The sequence below is a fragment of the Maritalea sp. YIW29 genome (assembly GCF_057219265.1).
The window spans coordinates 995,075-1,011,248 of the sequence record NZ_JBXVVF010000001.1 but is presented as its reverse complement, the minus strand read 5'-3'; the positions used below and the strand labels follow the sequence as shown (position 1 = coordinate 1,011,248).

Below are 16,174 nucleotides of genomic sequence, written 5' to 3'. Positions count from 1 at the left end.
CTACCTTGAAGTGCGACTTTTGTTTGAAAACAATATGTTGGCACATTCTAAACTGGGTTTACGGCTAAAGTCAGTCTCAGCGTATTTGTTTGACCTGAATGAAAACCCGATTGGTTTGCTGTGCATCAGTCTGGATACATCCAAGTTTGATGCGGTACGCAAAATGATTGACGGATTAGTAGCGATTGAAAGAGACGCCACGTCCAGCAATCTTCCGGGTCAGGATTGGCGCGAACAGATAAATCTTACGTTGAATAGGTACCTTCAAAGCAAGGGCAAATCTCTGTCCGCTTTAAACCGAAACGACAAAATCGAACTCGTGCGGCAAACATCCGGCAATGGCTTGTTCGAAGCCCGAAACGCAATTTCCTATGTTGCAGATCAGCTCAAGGTCACGCGCCCAACTATTTGTAATTATCTAAAGGCTGGTGCGCGAAACGGTTAGGTGGAAAGTCACCTGCTAGCAACGCTAGGTCTCGGATCGTGCATAATCGTCCTCGACGCGAACAATATCATCTTCGTCCAACCGTTCACCAAATTGCAATTCGACGAAGACCAGCGGCACATCCTCGTTGTTGGCGATCCGATGTTTAGTTTCGCGGGGAACATAAATATGGCTGCCGCGCTCAACCTTAATTTGGTCGGCACCAATTGTGACAACCCCTGCCCCAGCAACCACAATCCAATGCTCAGAACGGTGGTTGTGATATTGCAGGGAAAGTCTCTCGCCTGGACTGACAGCGATTTTCTTTAGCGTGAAAAGTTGGTCCGTTGCTAGCACCGCCCAGTTTCCCCAGGGTCTCGTATCCGTTTGGCCAGCAGTGTAATTATTCTCTAGCATCAAGAATTCCTTTGTTTCATCTCGTTGTCTGTTAGGCGCTCAATCTCAAGGCGCAGTTTTTCATCAGTTAAAGGCTTAGAAATTCTGCCAACGTCTTGGGGGATCAGGTTGGAGCTCTGTTCAGGGAGCCTGCCCGACATAATGATCGCCAATATGTTGGGGAACCGGTCGCGGCATTCTGAAACGAGTTCAAAACCCTTGTGGCCATCTTCAAGGTTTAAGTCGGTCAATACTAGGTCCAACCGGTCGGCATTGCTTACAAACCGAAATGCTTCATTTGCTGAAGCGAAAACTTGCGCCTCATAACCGTGCTTCGTCAGCATGTTTTTGGCGAGCTGCGCAATATTGTGCTCATCTTCAATAATCAAAGCGGGTTGTTGAACACGTGTTGCCGTCTGTTGGTCTATGCTTGGCGCTTCGCACAATGGCAGGGTTAGCTTTACACGTGTGCCAACGCCAAGATCACTTTGCACATCAACATCGCCACCGGATTGTTTGATGAACCCATAAACCATCGCTAAGCCCAACCCGGTGCCACTGCTTTCGGAGCGGGTGGAGAAAAAGGGTTCGAACACCCGCGACAAAGTCTGCTCACCCATTCCCTGTCCATTATCTTCAATCATTATCTCGACCATGTTGGATGTTGGTTGACTAAGTGAGATCTTGATTTCCCCGGTGGTAGAAATCGCATGATTGCTGTTGAGGCACACATTAAACAATGCGCTTTCAAGCTGGCCCGGATCAACATTAACCCATGCTTCGGTTTCCAATGGCGCGGTTGTCAGGCTCACGCCCTCCTTCAAACCAATCGCCACCAATTCAACAATGCCATCAACCAGTTGATTGATTTCTACGGGTTCGGGGGAAAGCGTTTGCTTTTTTGCGAACGCCAACAGGCGTTGAACCAGAGCCGTCCCGTGATCGACGGAGCCTGCAATGCGCTCGATGACCGTTCGCACTTTTTCGTCCTGAGTATTTCGAAGCGCAACTTCGGCGTTGGCTGAAATGCTGGATAAGATGTTCCCAAAGTCATGGGCGACTTCGCCGGATACCTTCCCTAAGCCTTCGATGTGTTTTATCTTTTGGATGCGCTCTTCCAGCTTTCTTCTTTCGGTCACATCAGCAAAAAGCCAAACGCGGCCACCTTCTGGGAGCCCGTCAGAACGGACTTCGATGATCGTGTCATTGTGCGTGAGTTCTGCGACGGACAAGTCAGAAAGTGAGCTGTTTTGTACGTTCGCTGTTGGTTCAATGAATCCACTTGAATGAATTACATCTATCAATTGCTCACCGGTTAAATGTGAACCAACGGGTCGATCAAGAATTTGTCGTAAGCTGGGGTTAGCGGTTGTAATCCTCCCATCGGCACCTGTAATTGCGACACCGTCACCAATGTTGGAAAAGACATTCTCAATGAGTGCGTTGGTGCGCTGAAGTTGACGGCTCCGCCGCTCATGCTTTTGGGCATTCTCTCGAAATATTCTAAATGATCGAAAGAGTTTGCCTATTTCGTCGTTTGAGTTAACCGACTGGCTGATTTCAACCGCGTGATTACCGCCAGCAAGTTTCATAAGGGCGTTTGATATGGAACCAATATTGCGCGCAACGTAGCGGGATACAAATGCTGCAGAAATGATGGCAATGATTACACTTCCAACTACCGCCGCCAAAATGACATAGCGCGCCAGCGTTATTGTCGCCGAAGCAGCGATGCGCTCGCTGGACAAAAATTGTTCAGCGGTCGAAGCAAATTCGTCAGTCAATTCGCTGATTTTTGAGGCGTTCGTTTTAATGCGAAACAGTGCATTTTGGGCGGTTAAGTTTTTCGACAGTTGCTGCCTTCTATGTTCGAACAACCCGCTATCTGGATCCACCAACTTCATTAAATTTGACAGTCGGCGAGATTGTTCGGGCAGAAGAACTTGCATATCTGGTGAACGCAATTGAGCTTGAAAAGCGCGCCGGTATTCCCCCACCGACATCAAATTCTCAGCGCGCGCGGCGTTAAGCAGAGTATTTGAAAGCGCAGCTAAAGTCAGCCAACCTCTGCGCTCACCTTGCGTGCGCACCAAGTCACTTGAAAGTTTTGCAAACTCGCTCTCAAATTGGCGTATTTCACGTATGAATTGATTTGTCGTTTCAAGATCGCTCTTTAGCAACAATGCAACGATAACAAGGTCTTCAGAAGCCGCCTTCATCGAAACCAACGACGGCAGAAAAGATTCTGTTATTTCAATATATTGGTTCAAGTTCGGTGTTCGAACTTCACTCCAGTCGTTAATCGTCGTCGCAAGGGACAATGATAGTTCCGCCCCTTCCCGCTCGATGAGATATTCAGACGGAAAACTGAGCAAGAATGGCGCGGTAGTTGCGACTTTAGATGATTGGCGCGAAAGGCGAATGGCCCGTGCGACTTCCGAGACAGTTTGACTGTGCAATGTATCCAACCGCAGATTGATTTGCCCCAGTGAATACCAGGCGATGCTACCAACAACTAAGGTGGCGAAGGTGAGCGCGGCAAGTGCTGCCCACAATCTGTCTCGAATGGAAAAGTTGGAGAAGCGACCCATTTCAATTGTCGCTCATCTCGTCAGTTACGAAAATATATCCAAGGCCGCGTCTCGTTTGTAGGTGCTGGGGCTTTGAGGGCACTTTTTCGATCTTACGGCGTAAACGCAGAATGATGACGTCGACGGTGCGATCAACATATTGGGAAAGATCGCTTCCCATCTCTTCCAATAGAGCGGTTCGGGTGATGATTTCGTTTGGGTGTTTGAGAAAATACTCTAACAGACGGTATTCAGCGTTGGTGAGCGGAATTTCGCCGCCACTCGCATTCCTTAACTTTCTATCGAGCGTCTCCAGAATCAAATCACCGAAACCAAGAACATTTTCGCTGGAACTAGGTTTTGCCGGTTGAACCTCTTTGCGCCCATTGCGGCGCAGCACTGCTCGAATGCGTGCGACCAATTCTCTTGGGTTAAAGGGCTTGGTGATGTAGTCGTCTGCACCTGTCTCCAAACCTACTATTTTATCGGTTTCATCACCCACACCTGTCAGCATGATAATTGATGATCCGAATTGCTCCTTTATGGCCATCGCGAGCACTAAACCAGACTCTGCGTCTAGACGAAGGTCAACAAGGGCTAAGTCGAAATCCTGATTTTCATTGTCAAAAAAGGCAACGCCACCCGGAAAAGCAGTACTGTCAAATCCATTGGCTTGAAGAAGGTCATGTAGTGCGGTGCGCACAGCTTCGTCGTCATCAATAATTGCGATACGAGCGCGTGATATATCGGTTCTAATAGACAATACCTCACTCACAGATCAGGTTCCAATTTCTAAACGGCTGTGCTGACCATTTATACTCTTAGATAGTAGTAAATGTCGCCAATGAATTCATTACATTTATTGCAGTGCTCTGTAATATTTGAAATATTGTTCATGAACACAGTGCCTAAATGAAGTTCTGTTAATAGTTGTGTGCTGGGCATAACTTAGTGCAAGCCCGTACTGTTGGGTCGATCAATACGAAGCGAAATTTAGTTCGTTTGGTCAACGGTCTCAATGGGAGGAAAATATGGAAATTCGGAAGTTACTGACGACATCTGCGCTAGTTACATCGCTGATGGGAGGCGCTTCGGTCGCCGCAGAGCTAAGTGTTGTATGTAGTTCAGAGCAAGAGCATTGTGACATTGTTGCATCAGCATTTGAATCTGCAACCGGAATTGATGTGGCCATGGTGCGTAAAAGTACCGGTGAAACGCTCGCGCAGGTTCGTGCAGAAGCTGGCAATCCAAAAATTGATGTATGGTACGCAGGCACGGGCGATCCACACCTAATCGCTGCCTCAGAAGGGCTAACTCAGCCATCAGGGGTAGACACATCAGAGCTCCTTGGTTGGGCTAAGAACATGTCTGATATTTCTGAGGGCAGAACTGTCGGCATTTACGCCGGCGCATTAGGCATCGGGTTTAATCCAAACCTATTGTCTCAAAAGGGCATTGCCCCTCCCGCTTGCTGGCGAGATTTGGCAGATCCACGTTTTGCTGGCGAGATTCAAGTCGCTAATCCAAATAGTTCGGGCACTGCCTACACAGAGCTAGCCACCTTTGTTCAACTCTTTGGTGAAGACGAAGCATTCAGACTGCTTGCTGAAATTGGCAAAAACGTGAACTCTTATACCAAGTCAGGTTCCGCGCCGAGTAAAGCTTCGGCACGTGGCGAAACTGGTGTTGCGATATCATTCATTCATGGCATGGTTCAGCTTGCCGTCAACGGCTTTCCAATTGTGCCAATTGCACCGTGTGAGGGAACTGGATACGAAGTTGGCGCAGTTAGTATCATCGACGGCGCGAAAAATTTCGAAGAGGCGAAAAAGTGGGTTGAATTTGTATTGACCCCCGAAGCACAAGCATTAGCAGCTGAAGTTGGGTCATATCAAGTACCATCTAATTCCAATTCAGTTATGCCGCCCGAAGCGCCAAAGTTAGAATCGATCAAGTTGATCGACTATGATTTTGCGACTTATGGCTCATCTGAAACACGCGCTCGCTTGCTGGCCCGTTGGGACGAAGAAGTGAAGCCGACCGCCAACTAGAAACCGGTCCAACCCCAATCAGGACGCGATGTCTCCCTCTAGGTCGCGTCCTGATGCTTAAGGCAACTAACCATCTTAAGGAATAATGATGAAACGCACGATCGGCCTATGGCTGGCAGTGGGGCTTTTGGCGTTCTGCTTTTTGCCTTGGTATGCAACAGATGATGGATTTTGGTCTTTTCAGTGGTTTTTTGAAACTACTGATCCTAACAATCTTTCCGCGTTGCTTTCAGCGACTCAAACAGGAAAAGTTTGGCTAGCGCCCGCTGGGTTGCTGTTTGTAGCAATCGCAGCATTGTTGTTTGCTCCCCTAAAACCCGTCTTTAAGGCAAAACTTCTTACCATTTCAGCAGCCTTTGGCTTGTTCTACACCAGCTTGCAGGCATTGATCATTGTGCGCCAAGGCGTGCGGTTTTTCGCGATCTCTGACGCAGATCAAATTGCCCAAATTGGTATGGGCGCAGGTGCTTCTGTCGTCTTACTTTCATTGCTTTTTATCTTTACCTCCAGCCTATCATTCACCGGACGTGGGCGCGGCGACGTATTTGTATTGAGCCTTATCGGCCTCATCATTGCGCTGGTTGTGGTCTTTGTATTCTATCCAGTAGCCCACATTCTCATCAGAGCATTTGAGGTAGAGGGCGGTACCTATTCTCTCGTCGGGTTTGTTCCCAATTATCTATCATCAGATATCTGGGACCTATCATGCCTTGTCGGCGGTAGTTGCGGGCCAGCAATAAACTCAATCATCCTAGGAATTTGTACTGGTGTGGGAACTACCCTATTGGGGTTAGCCTTTGCGCTCGTTTTCACACGCACACTATTTCCGGCAAAAGGGTTGTTGCGCGCTCTGACCATCATCCCGATCATCACGCCACCTTTCGTTATTGGCCTGGCTTTGATCCTACTGTTTGGCCGCGCCGGTTCGGTGACAGAATTCTTCGCCGAATTGTTCGGCATATCCCCCGGACGCTGGATATATGGATTTTGGGGCGTCTATCTCGCTCAAATGCTTTCCTTCACACCCATTGCATTTTTGGTGATGATTGGTGTTGTGGAAGGCGTGAGCCCGTCCATGGAAGAGGCATCTCAAACGCTGAACGCAAATCGCTGGCAGACATTTAGGAATGTCTCACTGCCCTTAATGCGGCCGGGCTTAGCAAACGCTTTCCTACTTGGTTTCATCGAGAGTATCGCGGATTTCGGCAACCCACTCATATTAGGTGGAAATTTCGGGGTATTATCAACTGAGATCTACTTTGCAATCGTTGGCGCAGTCGCTGACCCGGCAAAAGCCGCAATCCTTGCTTTGGTTCTGCTCACCCTAACATTGTCGGCGTTTTTCGCACAACGTGCATGGCTGGGCAAAAAATCATATGCCACGGTTACGGGCAAAGCGGATTCTGGCCAACATGCGGCGCTTAACCCTGTGTTGCGAGCGGTTTGCTATGGATTTGCCCTGCCCTGGGCAGCGTTTACAGCAGTTGTCTACGGGATGATCTTTTACGGCAGTTTCGTAAAACTCTGGGGCATCAATAACAGCTTCACTTTGGAACATTACATTCGGGCATTCTCAGTCAACATCACGAATGGCTTCCGCCTGACCGGTGCGGCTTGGGACAGCTTTTTGACCACGCTGACCATTTCCACTATAGCCGCGCCGCTCACCGCCATTGTTGGACTGTCTACGGCCTATTTGCTTGTACGGCAAAAATTTGCCGGCAAAGATTTGTTTGAGTTCAGCACAATGTTGAGTTTTGCCATCCCTGGAACGGTGATTGGGGTGAGCTACATTATGGCGTTCAACTTCCCACCGATCGAAATCACGGGAACAAGTGCCATCCTGATCATCGTCTTCGTATTCCGTAACATGCCTGTTGGGGTACGTGGGGGTATCGCTGCAATGTCTCAGCTCGATAAGAGCCTTGATGAAGCATCAATTACCTTGGGCGCGAATAGTTTCACCACGGTACGGCGTGTGATTGCGCCACTGCTTGGGCCTGCGATTTTGGCAGCACTGACCTACAGCTTTGTGCGGGCAATAACGTCGGTCAGCGCGGTAATATTCCTCGTTAGCGCTAAGCACAATATGGCAACCAGCTTCATTGTTGGTCGAGTTGAGAACGGTGAATTTGGCTTGGCAATTGCCTATTCTGTCGTACTGATCATCACCATGCTCGCTGCAATCTTAACCCTACAACTTGTTATCGGTCGTCGAAAATTGCGCCGAACCGATCGTATAGCCGCGGCAAATTAATTGACGGCCTTTGGAGAACTCAAATGAAAAATATTAATGCAGGATCGGTTAGTTTTCAGGGTGTTGTCAAAAAATATGGCGATGTAACCGCCCTAAAAGAACTTAGCCTTGAAATTCAAACCGGCAAGCTGGTGACGTTGCTCGGCCCAAGTGGCTGCGGTAAAACCACAACATTGCGCCTAATTGCTGGTTTAGAAAGTGCAACTAGCGGGAAGATTTTGATCGGTGGGCAAGACGTCACACACCTTTCGGCGACATACCGAAATGTGTCCATGGTGTTCCAGTCCTATGCGCTTTTTCCGCATATGACGGTGTCTCAAAATGTCCAATATGGTCTCAATGTAAGTGGGGTAAATAAGGAAGACGCGCGTTCAAAAGCTGAAACAGGATTGGAAATGGTTGGACTTGGTGGCTTTGGCGACCGGTTGCCGAGTGAGCTTTCGGGGGGACAACAACAACGGGTGGCCGTTGCACGTGCTATTGTGCTGGAACCAGAGGTCTTGTTGCTGGATGAACCCCTTTCCAACCTAGATGCAAAATTGCGTCGACATGTACGTGAAGAAATCCGCCAGATCCAGTTGGACCTTGGCCTTACAGCGGTCTATGTGACCCATGACCAAGAAGAGGCAATGGCGGTTTCGGATGATATCATCGTGATGAAAAACGCAGAAATTGCGCAGGCGGGAACCCCGCGGCAACTCTATGAAACACCCAATTCCTCTTTCATCGCCGACTTCATTGGTGACGCCAATCTGGTTGATTGCACCGTGCTTGGGCAAGGCGGGCAACACGCAGAAATCGATTTAGCCGGACGCATGCTAAAGGCGAAAAACCCTCTAAATTGTTCAAATGAAGCAAAACTGGTCTTAAGGCCAAACGACATCTCACTATCGCATACAAAAGGTGAAACTTCATTTGCTGGTGAGGTGAGCTATGCTGCATATTTAGGTAGTCAAATCCAATATACAGTCAAAAGTGAGTTAGGTGATTTGTTCGTCGTCTCGCGCCCAACGGCAGAACCCATTTCAAAAGGGGACGATGTATTTGTTACGTTCAATAGCCAAACTGCAACTTTGGTCGAAACGTAATGTTGCGAAAAGCTCCAGGGCCACGGGATCGATGCCCCGTGGCCAATTTGTTTGTGATTGTACTTGCCATTTCCAAACCGGCAAAGTCGGGGCCATGCGGAAATGATCGATGCTGATGCCCTGCCCTAGTTCACGGAAATCACCAATCCAAAAAAGAAACCGAGCAAATGCCCGGTTGAGTTGGAGGAGGAAAAAATTCGTTTCGATCAGTGCAATAAGAAATGCCTCAATTAGCCTTGCTTCAAACCACATTAACGCGCTGACATACCATCCAAGATGAGTACAGTTCGGTCGTCGAAAAATTCAAACTTGGTTGAGCCCTTTACGCATTTGTGTAAATCCATGTTGTGAAAATCGTCCTGCTCGGCCTTCAAATAGGAAGCTTCCCAGGCATTGACCGATGCTTCGGCTGGTAGGCTTGGGTACCCGTCAGTAAATAGCTCTACACGTTGAATTTCATCATGATCAAAGTGGTGATCTATGACTTCATGCAGCGAAGGTATGTCGCCATTCATCGCGCTAAAACCTAGAGGATGCGGGTATAAATTCGCGTAATTTGGCTGGCTTTGAATTCCACCATTTAGAAAACCCTCTACAATTTCGGAACCCACAAGCGGAGCGAAATGTTTGGTAACATGGTCAATGACCGCGCCAACTTCGTCAGGAGATAAAAATCCTTCTGCAACTGCGTACCTAAGACCGCCAAAAATACAACGTCGAGCGAGCAGCTCAACGGCATCCATGTCTTTGTTTCGCTGCGCCAAAAGTTTGAATATCTCGATACGCGCCAAAGTTGAAATTTCATCAATTCGTTTTTCGGATCGGAAAATTTTTGTGCCATTTACACGCATTGCGCTGTCACCAATCGAAATGAAGCGGTAGCCCTGCTCTAGAAAAAGCAGAATGGACAAAGTTGTCGACGCGCCAGGCAATCCGCTCGCCAATTTCGCTTCGTTTAGCGCGCGGCTGGCCGCGTTTAAGATAAAGTCAACCGGCTTGCTCCGGTTCGCGTGATCGCTAAAGAATGTAAAACAGAAGTTGGAAACTTCTTGTGCTGCAAATCGACCTGGCGACAATTTTGTTGTCGTGCTTTGACCAAAAGTCGGGTCAGTAGCGCCATCCAACACGCCAACCATTTGGCCGGGAACGTACAACATTAGATCATCGCCGGCAGACGAGTTGTCGCGGTACTTGGACTGCGAAAAACACTCAACTCTCATGAGGTCCATCCTTGGATTTGAAGCAGGTGGAGACGGATTTTGACTTGGCATTCCATCCAAAAATCAGACAAAACTTGATTCATTATTGTCGGCAAATTTGAACACCGCGAACACGCACAATCCTGTGCTAAAGAGCAAAATACTGGATAAGGCCGCAGCCAAACCAAACTCTCCATCAAGCACAGAAATGTAAATTTTGACCGGCATGGTCACCGTGCCTGAATTGTAAAGGATCAGAGTTGAGGAAAGCTCGTTGATCGCTGTGATGAAACTCATCAAAGAACCAACGATTAGACCTGGGATCAATAGTGGTACGGTTACCTTTGCAAATGCCGACAATGGATTGGCGCCCAGATTAATCGCCGCCTCTTCCAATGATGGTTTGATTTGCCGCAAACTGGTCGTGGTTGAGCGCACACCATAGGGTAACCTTCTGATGAAATAGATCATGATGATGATCGTGGCCGTCCCGGTTAAGTCAAACAGGTTTGTTCGAAATGTCGTTACAAAACCAATCGCCATCACCACGCCAGGCACCAAGTACGGCACCATCATCAATGTGTCGATTGAACCGGAAATGGCGGAGTTTCTACGCACGATTAGGTATGAGATTAAGCTGGAAAACACAGCGATAATGGCAACCGAAATGGCCGCGAACAAGAAGCTGTTTCTAATCGCTTCCGGTGTATCCGCAAGAACCCGCTGATAACTTTCTAGCCCATAGCCGCCAACAAATACGGGGCCATTGGTTTTCAAAAACGAGGTATAAAGAACCACTAGTGTTGGGAGCATGGCGACGAACACCACAAGATAACAAAATGCATGTGCCAATATGTTTTTGGCGCCGGTCAATTGTTGAACGACAGGCATATTGGTCAGTGAGCTGGCATATCGACGCTTGGATAGTATGCGGCGTTGCAAGATCAGCGCAAGGATGGAGATTGCCATCATAATCAATGAAACTGTCACCGCCATCGTTGGCGTGCCGCCCAATTCTGACGTGTAGGCAGAATAAGCGATTGTTGACAGGGTTCTAAACCCGCGACCAAGAATTGCAGGGGTACCAAAATCTGCAATCGACAGTACAAAGCTGATGATTGCGCCGGTGCTTACCGCTGGGAACACCAATGGCAATGTGACTTTGAAGAACCGCTCATATGCGTCGCAACCAAGATTTTCTGCCGCATCTTCAAGTGATTTATTCACGGATTTCAGTGAGGTGCTGGTCATCAGAAAAACGAAAGGGAAGAACTTCAGCGTGTAGACCAAAACGATCCCGTGAACGCCATAGATGGTTGGAATATTGATCCCAAACATGGCAAAGAAGTTGGTGATAAACCCATTTGCGCCAAACATCATAATCCATGCATAAGCGCCAATAAATGGCGGGGCGACCAAAACCAAAATGGCCAGCGTGGAAATGAGTGATTTGCCGTAAATGTTAAATCGTGCGGTAAAAAGCGCCAGCGGAACACCAAGTAAACACGCTCCAATTGTGCCCAGGCTTCCAACGATTAACGTGTTTCTCAAGCCCGCCAAATAATAGTTTTTGGTGAAGACGGTTACATAGTTTTCCAACGAGAACTGACCTGTCTCTGGGTCAAAAAAACTGACCCAAAACACACTCGCAATCGGTATGATCAGCAAGACCACGAGTACAGTCACAGTGAGAATTGTCATCAGTGTCCAAAAATCAAAGACACCTCTTCGCAGGTTTCCGAGCAGTTGGCCCTTGATCATGACAACCTCCGGCCAAGTTCAGAAGCGGCATAAACTTCAAGTTCGACTTTGGGCGCGCTTAAGTTCAAGGACGCGCCTGTCTCTAAGTTCAAAATGTCATGATTTGGTCGCGCAATTGCTTTTAGCGTTTCGCCCGTATTGGCAGTGACGCTAATTTCCATCTCTTTACCAACGAAGCTGACTTCATTCAGCGTCGCAGCAATGACAATATTTTCGTCGTTGGTCGTCAGGTCGCCAAGCGAAACCGTGAAATCTTCAGGACGAATTGCAACGACTATTTCGGCTTCTTGGTTGTTATCGATTTCAATTTGAAGTGGGGTTTCGCTGGCATCGACTTTTATGTCGTTGCCTCTTGCACTCGCTTTAAGGAAATTGTTCCCGCCAACGAAGTTCGCGACGAACTTATTGGCTGGTTTCTTATAAATTTCATATGGCGATGCCGCCTGTTGAATGATGCCATTATACATCACACAAACAATGTCCGACATAGCCAACGCTTCTTCTTGGTCATGGGTGACATAAAGTGTTGTCATGCCCATGCTTTTTTGAATTCGTCTTAGCTCTGCCCGCAAATCTACACGCAATTTTGCATCTAGATTAGATAAAGGCTCGTCCATCAATAGAACCGTTGGGTTGATGGCAATGGCACGGGCTAACCCAACGCGCTGTTGTTGACCACCAGACAATTCATGCGGCATCCGGTCTGCAAACTGGGCCAACTGAACAACGGCCAAGGCTTCAGACGTCCGTGTAGCGAGCTCGGATTTTGCCACCCGGCGCTGCTTCAACCCGAATGCTACATTGTCCGCAGCGCTTAAGTGCGGGAACACTGCATAGTCTTGAAAGACCATGCCGACATCACGCTTATGGGCAGGCAAATGTTCAATCGGTTTGTCGTCGATCTTAATCGTGCCCGAATTTTGAAAGTGAAAGCCAGCAACGGTGCGCAGCAACGTTGTTTTTCCGCAACCACTTGGACCAAGCAAGGTGTAAAAAGTGCCCGAACCAATTGAAATGTTGATGTCGGAAAGCGCAACAACATCGCCATAGAGTTTACGTACATTGGAAATTTCAACGGAAGCCAAAGTGCTAATCCCATATTTTTAATGCAATTTTTGGCGAGGCGAACGAAATGTTGCGCCTCGCCATTCGGGAGTTATTGAACGTCCAGAACTGTGTCGGACCAAGTCTTAACCAGTTCCTTGCGGTTTTCGGCCGCCCACTGGAAGTCGTAGTTCACTTTAGCAATGTCAGCTAACGGGCGAAGCAACTCATTCGACTCTACGTCACCGCGTACTGGGCGACGTCCCAAGTCAGCGACAACTTTTTGCGCATCTTGAGAAAGCATGAAATCGATAAAGCTCATCGCACCCTCTTTGTTCGGTGCGCCGGCAACAATAGCCATCGCGTCAGGGGCAACTGCTGTGCCTTCTGTTGGGTAAAGAATGGTCACTGGTCCGCCGCCCAAACGATAGCGCAACGCAGCATCCTCAAGTGTAATCCCGATGGGAAGCTCACCATCATTTACAAATCTTGGTACGGCACCTGAACTGTCGGAAAGGACAAAGTTTCCAAGCATAGCCTTATATGTTTCCTGGGCGACATTCTCGTCATCATAGGCTTGCAAAACTGTTGCATATTGGATGAACGCAGAACCGGACTTGTCTGCACGGGCAGACGAAATCAAATTGTCATATTCCGGTTTTGCTAGATCCGCCCAACTTGTCGGCACGGGCAAATCGCCAAGTTTTCCTTCATTGACAATGAAAGCCATCACAACGGCGGTAAATGGCGACCATAGCTCGCTTTTTGCCAAACCAGGCACAACTGCATCGGCATGTGCCGATTTGTAGGCTTCAAAAAGACTCGGATTGAAATCGACGACCGTGCCGTCAACACTCCAGATGACATCTGCAATTGGCTTGCTAGATTCTGCTGTCAATCGGTTGAGTAGTTCCCCGGAGCCCGCTTTGATTATGTCAACTTCGGTGCCGGTGGTTTTTTCATAGAATGGCACCAATGCATCAACAAAGTTCTGTGGGGCCGCTGTGTAAACAGTGATTGAGCCGTCTGCATAGGCAGCACCGCCAAAGGCAAGGCTGGCGGCAACAACTGCAACTGCTGTATTCGCGTTAAATTTTTTCATCAAATTGATCCTCCCAATTTATGTCAGCGAAAGTTCATCGCTTATATTAGTTTGCATAATGCAAATTAATAATCAATATTTATTTTCATTTTGCAATCTAATGATATGGTGTAGAGAGAGAAAAAGCGCAGGAGTTCCAATGTCTACCAGCTTGTTTCGAAAGTTGAACGCACAGCGAATTATTGCGCAGCTTCACCAATTCGGCCCGAAACGACGCCAAGAACTTGCATCGGCTCTCGACATTGGAGCGCCGACCGTCACAAGAATCATCAATCAAATGTTGGACGAAGAGTTGCTTCAGGAAAAACCTGATCCCTCTCGAAGCGGCAAGCGTGGATTCCCGACAAAAATACTGCATCTAAACGGAAAACGACTGATTACCGCTGGTGTGTATTTTGACCCTGACAATATTTATACCTGCCTAGCCGATTTTCACGGTCAAATTATTTCACGAAGTTCTTCGTCCATTGAAGACCGCGAGTTTCATGAAATTTTGGAACAAGCGAGTTTGCAGGTGCAAAGTCAGGTCGACAAGATGCAACTGGACCCGGGCAATATTATCGGGTGCGGTATTAGCTATCCCGGCCAACATACACGGCGACCCGGTCGGGTTATTCAAACACAGCAGTTTCAAGACACGTCGCAAATCGACGTATTAGCAGAATTGCCTAATTTTTTCGATTATCCAGTTTTTCAGCTGAACGACGCGAAAGTGGCCGGTATTGCTGAGCTTTATTACGGCGCGTGCAAACATATAGACAATTTTAGTTATATCTGGCTTTCCTACGGCATCGGCGGCGCCGCAATTATCAATCGAGAACTTTACATGGGGCAAAATGGAACAGCTGCGGAATTTGGCGGCCTCTTCCCCAAAACCGAACGTCGCCCATCGGGCCAAGACCTGATAAATTTCCTCAATTCCAAAGGCATAAATATTCAGCGGTTGGATCAAATTGACAATGAGGTCCTATCAAGCCCTGCCCTGCAGGAGTGGACGGAAACCGCGATCAAACAAATTGAACATCTGTGCAGAGTGGTTACGACGACCTTCTCACCCAGCGCAATTGTTCTGGGTGGATCGCTGCCTGAACAAATATTGCATGAAATTGTTGACCGTCTAGAGGGCGTCCGCTTCAACCTTGAACAAGGGATAAATGGTCAGCCAAAACTGATTTCTGCTGAAGCCGATAAAACGCCACAACTTGGCGCGGCAGCTCTGCCAATTTACGAATTTCTTCACCCTAAAAGTTACGCCGGTCGCGTTTTCCGGGGCATGTAAAAGCTACGCGCTGAAACGATTATTCCTTCGGCAGATTATCCAGCAGCCATTTGCAGCACCGAATTCGCCAACATCACCGCAGAATTTAGGGCGCTACTTCAGCTGCACTCATATAAATCTGCCGCTCAAAGGCCCGGGCTGCGGGTGACATTGCGCGGTCTGGTTTGTGGATGACTTGAATGCGGCGCAAAAGGTTTGCATCTTCAAGCGGCGTGAACGTGAGTTCATTTGAGTTGAACATTTTGACCGTTGTTTCAGGCAAAATGGTAATGCCAATTTTGTGTCTGACCATGGCAAGTAGCGACGTGATGTTGCGCACGCTTAGACGTGAATGTGCGTGAAGTTCTTGGCAAGCTTCATTAGCAATTGATGCGGATAGACTATTTGAAATTAGATTTTCACCCACCAACTGTTTCCAAGTGACTGGATTGTTCCGCTGCAAAACAGGGTTGGATATGTGCCCAACAACACCAAAGTGATCGGCCAACAGTTCGTTGGCGATGAACGCATTGCGGTGCCCGTCGTTTGAGGCGATGCCAAAATCAATTCGATCTTTTGACAGTTCGCGAAGAACCGAGGCACTATCCATATCTCGAATATCAATTTGAACGTCAGGCTGTTCGCGCAAGAACTCTGCAATAGCAAGTGGCAATAATGTACTGGCGACGGACGGCACCGTGGCAATGCGCACGATACCGCTGCGTGCCTTTGCAAAGTTCACAATGTCGAGCACGGTATTGTCGAATTGTTGCAGCTCGCGTTCGGCCTGATCGAGCACAAAATGTCCAAGCGCCGTTAGTTTGCTTTTGCGATCTGTTTCAAAAAGCGGTTCACCAAGGTGCTCTTCCAATTGCTTAAGAGTCATAGACAAAGCGGATGGCGTGCGGCCTAGCACTTCCGACGCTTCACCTAGACTCCCTGTTTGGGCAACACATGCGAAACATCGCAACATTTCAATTTTGATAGCCATTTCAAGTTTTCTGAATTTAACTTAAGAAATTTG

13 protein-coding genes are annotated in these 16,174 nt (G+C 48.1%); 5 read left to right on the top strand and 8 right to left on the bottom strand.

Features of this window, described 5'->3' with window-relative positions; translation table 11 throughout:
- Positions 1-34: 34 nt before the first annotated feature.
- Positions 35-445: a helix-turn-helix domain-containing protein gene (locus AC2D8L_RS04905; protein WP_484684323.1), complete on the top strand. Its 411-nt coding sequence runs from the start codon at positions 35-37 to the stop codon at positions 443-445.
- A gap of 24 nt (positions 446-469) precedes the next feature.
- On the opposite strand, the gene AC2D8L_RS04900 is transcribed toward AC2D8L_RS04905, so the two are convergent.
- From AC2D8L_RS04900 to AC2D8L_RS04890, 3 genes are read right to left on the bottom strand one after another with little or no spacing between them, the layout of a single operon-like run.
- Entirely contained in the window at positions 470-841 is a 372-nt protein-coding gene (locus AC2D8L_RS04900) for a phosphomannose isomerase type II C-terminal cupin domain (protein WP_484684322.1), read from the bottom strand.
- Positions 841-3,411: a sensor histidine kinase gene (locus tag AC2D8L_RS04895; RefSeq protein WP_484684321.1), complete on the bottom strand. Its 2,571-nt coding sequence runs from the start codon at positions 3,409-3,411 to the stop codon at positions 841-843. Before AC2D8L_RS04895 ends, AC2D8L_RS04900 begins: the two co-directional genes overlap by 1 nt.
- A 1-nt stretch (position 3,412) precedes the next feature.
- Positions 3,413-4,165: a winged helix-turn-helix domain-containing protein gene (locus AC2D8L_RS04890; RefSeq protein ID WP_484684320.1), complete on the bottom strand. Its 753-nt coding sequence runs from the start codon at positions 4,163-4,165 to the stop codon at positions 3,413-3,415.
- 256 nt (positions 4,166-4,421) lie between these two features.
- Between AC2D8L_RS04890 and AC2D8L_RS04885 the strand changes: the two genes are divergently transcribed.
- From AC2D8L_RS04885 to AC2D8L_RS04875, 3 genes are all read left to right on the top strand, one after another.
- A complete protein-coding gene (locus tag AC2D8L_RS04885; protein ID WP_484684319.1) occupies positions 4,422-5,441 on the top strand; it encodes an ABC transporter substrate-binding protein in 1,020 nt (339 codons plus the stop codon).
- Between the two features lie 88 nt (positions 5,442-5,529).
- Positions 5,530-7,698: an ABC transporter permease gene (locus tag AC2D8L_RS04880; protein WP_484684318.1), complete on the top strand. Its 2,169-nt coding sequence runs from the start codon at positions 5,530-5,532 to the stop codon at positions 7,696-7,698.
- Positions 7,699-7,721: 23 nt separating this feature from the next.
- Positions 7,722-8,786, top strand: a complete 1,065-nt coding sequence (locus tag AC2D8L_RS04875; protein WP_484684317.1) for an ABC transporter ATP-binding protein — start codon at positions 7,722-7,724, stop codon at positions 8,784-8,786.
- 251 nt (positions 8,787-9,037) lie between these two features.
- Here the strand turns inward: AC2D8L_RS04875 and AC2D8L_RS04870 are convergent, their stop codons facing one another.
- The 4 genes from AC2D8L_RS04870 to AC2D8L_RS04855 all read right to left on the bottom strand — a co-directional run bounded on the left by AC2D8L_RS04870 (position 9,038) and on the right by AC2D8L_RS04855 (position 13,892).
- Positions 9,038-10,006: a hypothetical protein gene (locus AC2D8L_RS04870; RefSeq protein ID WP_484684316.1), complete on the bottom strand. Its 969-nt coding sequence runs from the start codon at positions 10,004-10,006 to the stop codon at positions 9,038-9,040.
- Between the two features lie 63 nt (positions 10,007-10,069).
- Positions 10,070-11,746, bottom strand: coding sequence for an ABC transporter permease (locus AC2D8L_RS04865; protein WP_484684315.1), 1,677 nt, complete (start codon positions 11,744-11,746; stop codon positions 10,070-10,072).
- Positions 11,743-12,831 carry an ABC transporter ATP-binding protein gene (locus tag AC2D8L_RS04860; protein ID WP_484684314.1) on the bottom strand — a complete coding sequence of 363 codons (1,089 nt, stop codon included), beginning with the start codon at positions 12,829-12,831 and terminating at the stop codon, positions 11,743-11,745. The genes AC2D8L_RS04865 and AC2D8L_RS04860 overlap by 4 nt, the downstream gene beginning before the upstream one ends.
- 71 nt (positions 12,832-12,902) lie before the next feature.
- Positions 12,903-13,892: an extracellular solute-binding protein gene (locus AC2D8L_RS04855; RefSeq protein ID WP_484684313.1), complete on the bottom strand. Its 990-nt coding sequence runs from the start codon at positions 13,890-13,892 to the stop codon at positions 12,903-12,905.
- Between the two features lie 139 nt (positions 13,893-14,031).
- Here AC2D8L_RS04855 and AC2D8L_RS04850 point away from each other — a divergent pair, with 139 nt between their 5' ends.
- Positions 14,032-15,171 (top strand): ROK family transcriptional regulator, encoded by a 1,140-nt coding sequence (locus AC2D8L_RS04850; protein ID WP_484684312.1) that lies wholly within the window; start codon positions 14,032-14,034, stop codon positions 15,169-15,171.
- Between the two features lie 85 nt (positions 15,172-15,256).
- On the opposite strand, the gene AC2D8L_RS04845 is transcribed toward AC2D8L_RS04850, so the two are convergent.
- A complete protein-coding gene (locus tag AC2D8L_RS04845; RefSeq protein WP_484684311.1) occupies positions 15,257-16,141 on the bottom strand; it encodes a LysR family transcriptional regulator in 885 nt (294 codons plus the stop codon).
- Between the last annotated feature and the right edge of the window lie 33 nt (positions 16,142-16,174).

Excerpts from the sequence above, each read along its gene's own strand:
- AC2D8L_RS04905 (WP_484684323.1), top strand. The coding sequence starts at position 35 with ATGTTGGCACATTCTAAACTGGGTTTACGGCTAAAGTCAGTCTCAGCG.
- AC2D8L_RS04900 (WP_484684322.1), bottom strand. The coding sequence starts at position 841 with ATGCTAGAGAATAATTACACTGCTGGCCAAACGGATACGAGACCCTGG.
- AC2D8L_RS04895 (WP_484684321.1), bottom strand. The coding sequence starts at position 3,411 with ATGGGTCGCTTCTCCAACTTTTCCATTCGAGACAGATTGTGGGCAGCA.
- AC2D8L_RS04885 (WP_484684319.1), top strand. The coding sequence starts at position 4,422 with ATGGAAATTCGGAAGTTACTGACGACATCTGCGCTAGTTACATCGCTG.
- AC2D8L_RS04880 (WP_484684318.1), top strand. The coding sequence starts at position 5,530 with ATGAAACGCACGATCGGCCTATGGCTGGCAGTGGGGCTTTTGGCGTTC.
- AC2D8L_RS04875 (WP_484684317.1), top strand. The coding sequence starts at position 7,722 with ATGAAAAATATTAATGCAGGATCGGTTAGTTTTCAGGGTGTTGTCAAA.
- AC2D8L_RS04870 (WP_484684316.1), bottom strand. The coding sequence starts at position 10,006 with ATGAGAGTTGAGTGTTTTTCGCAGTCCAAGTACCGCGACAACTCGTCT.
- AC2D8L_RS04865 (WP_484684315.1), bottom strand. The coding sequence starts at position 11,746 with ATGATCAAGGGCCAACTGCTCGGAAACCTGCGAAGAGGTGTCTTTGAT.
- AC2D8L_RS04855 (WP_484684313.1), bottom strand. The coding sequence starts at position 13,892 with ATGAAAAAATTTAACGCGAATACAGCAGTTGCAGTTGTTGCCGCCAGC.
- AC2D8L_RS04850 (WP_484684312.1), top strand. The coding sequence starts at position 14,032 with ATGTCTACCAGCTTGTTTCGAAAGTTGAACGCACAGCGAATTATTGCG.
- AC2D8L_RS04845 (WP_484684311.1), bottom strand. The coding sequence starts at position 16,141 with ATGGCTATCAAAATTGAAATGTTGCGATGTTTCGCATGTGTTGCCCAA.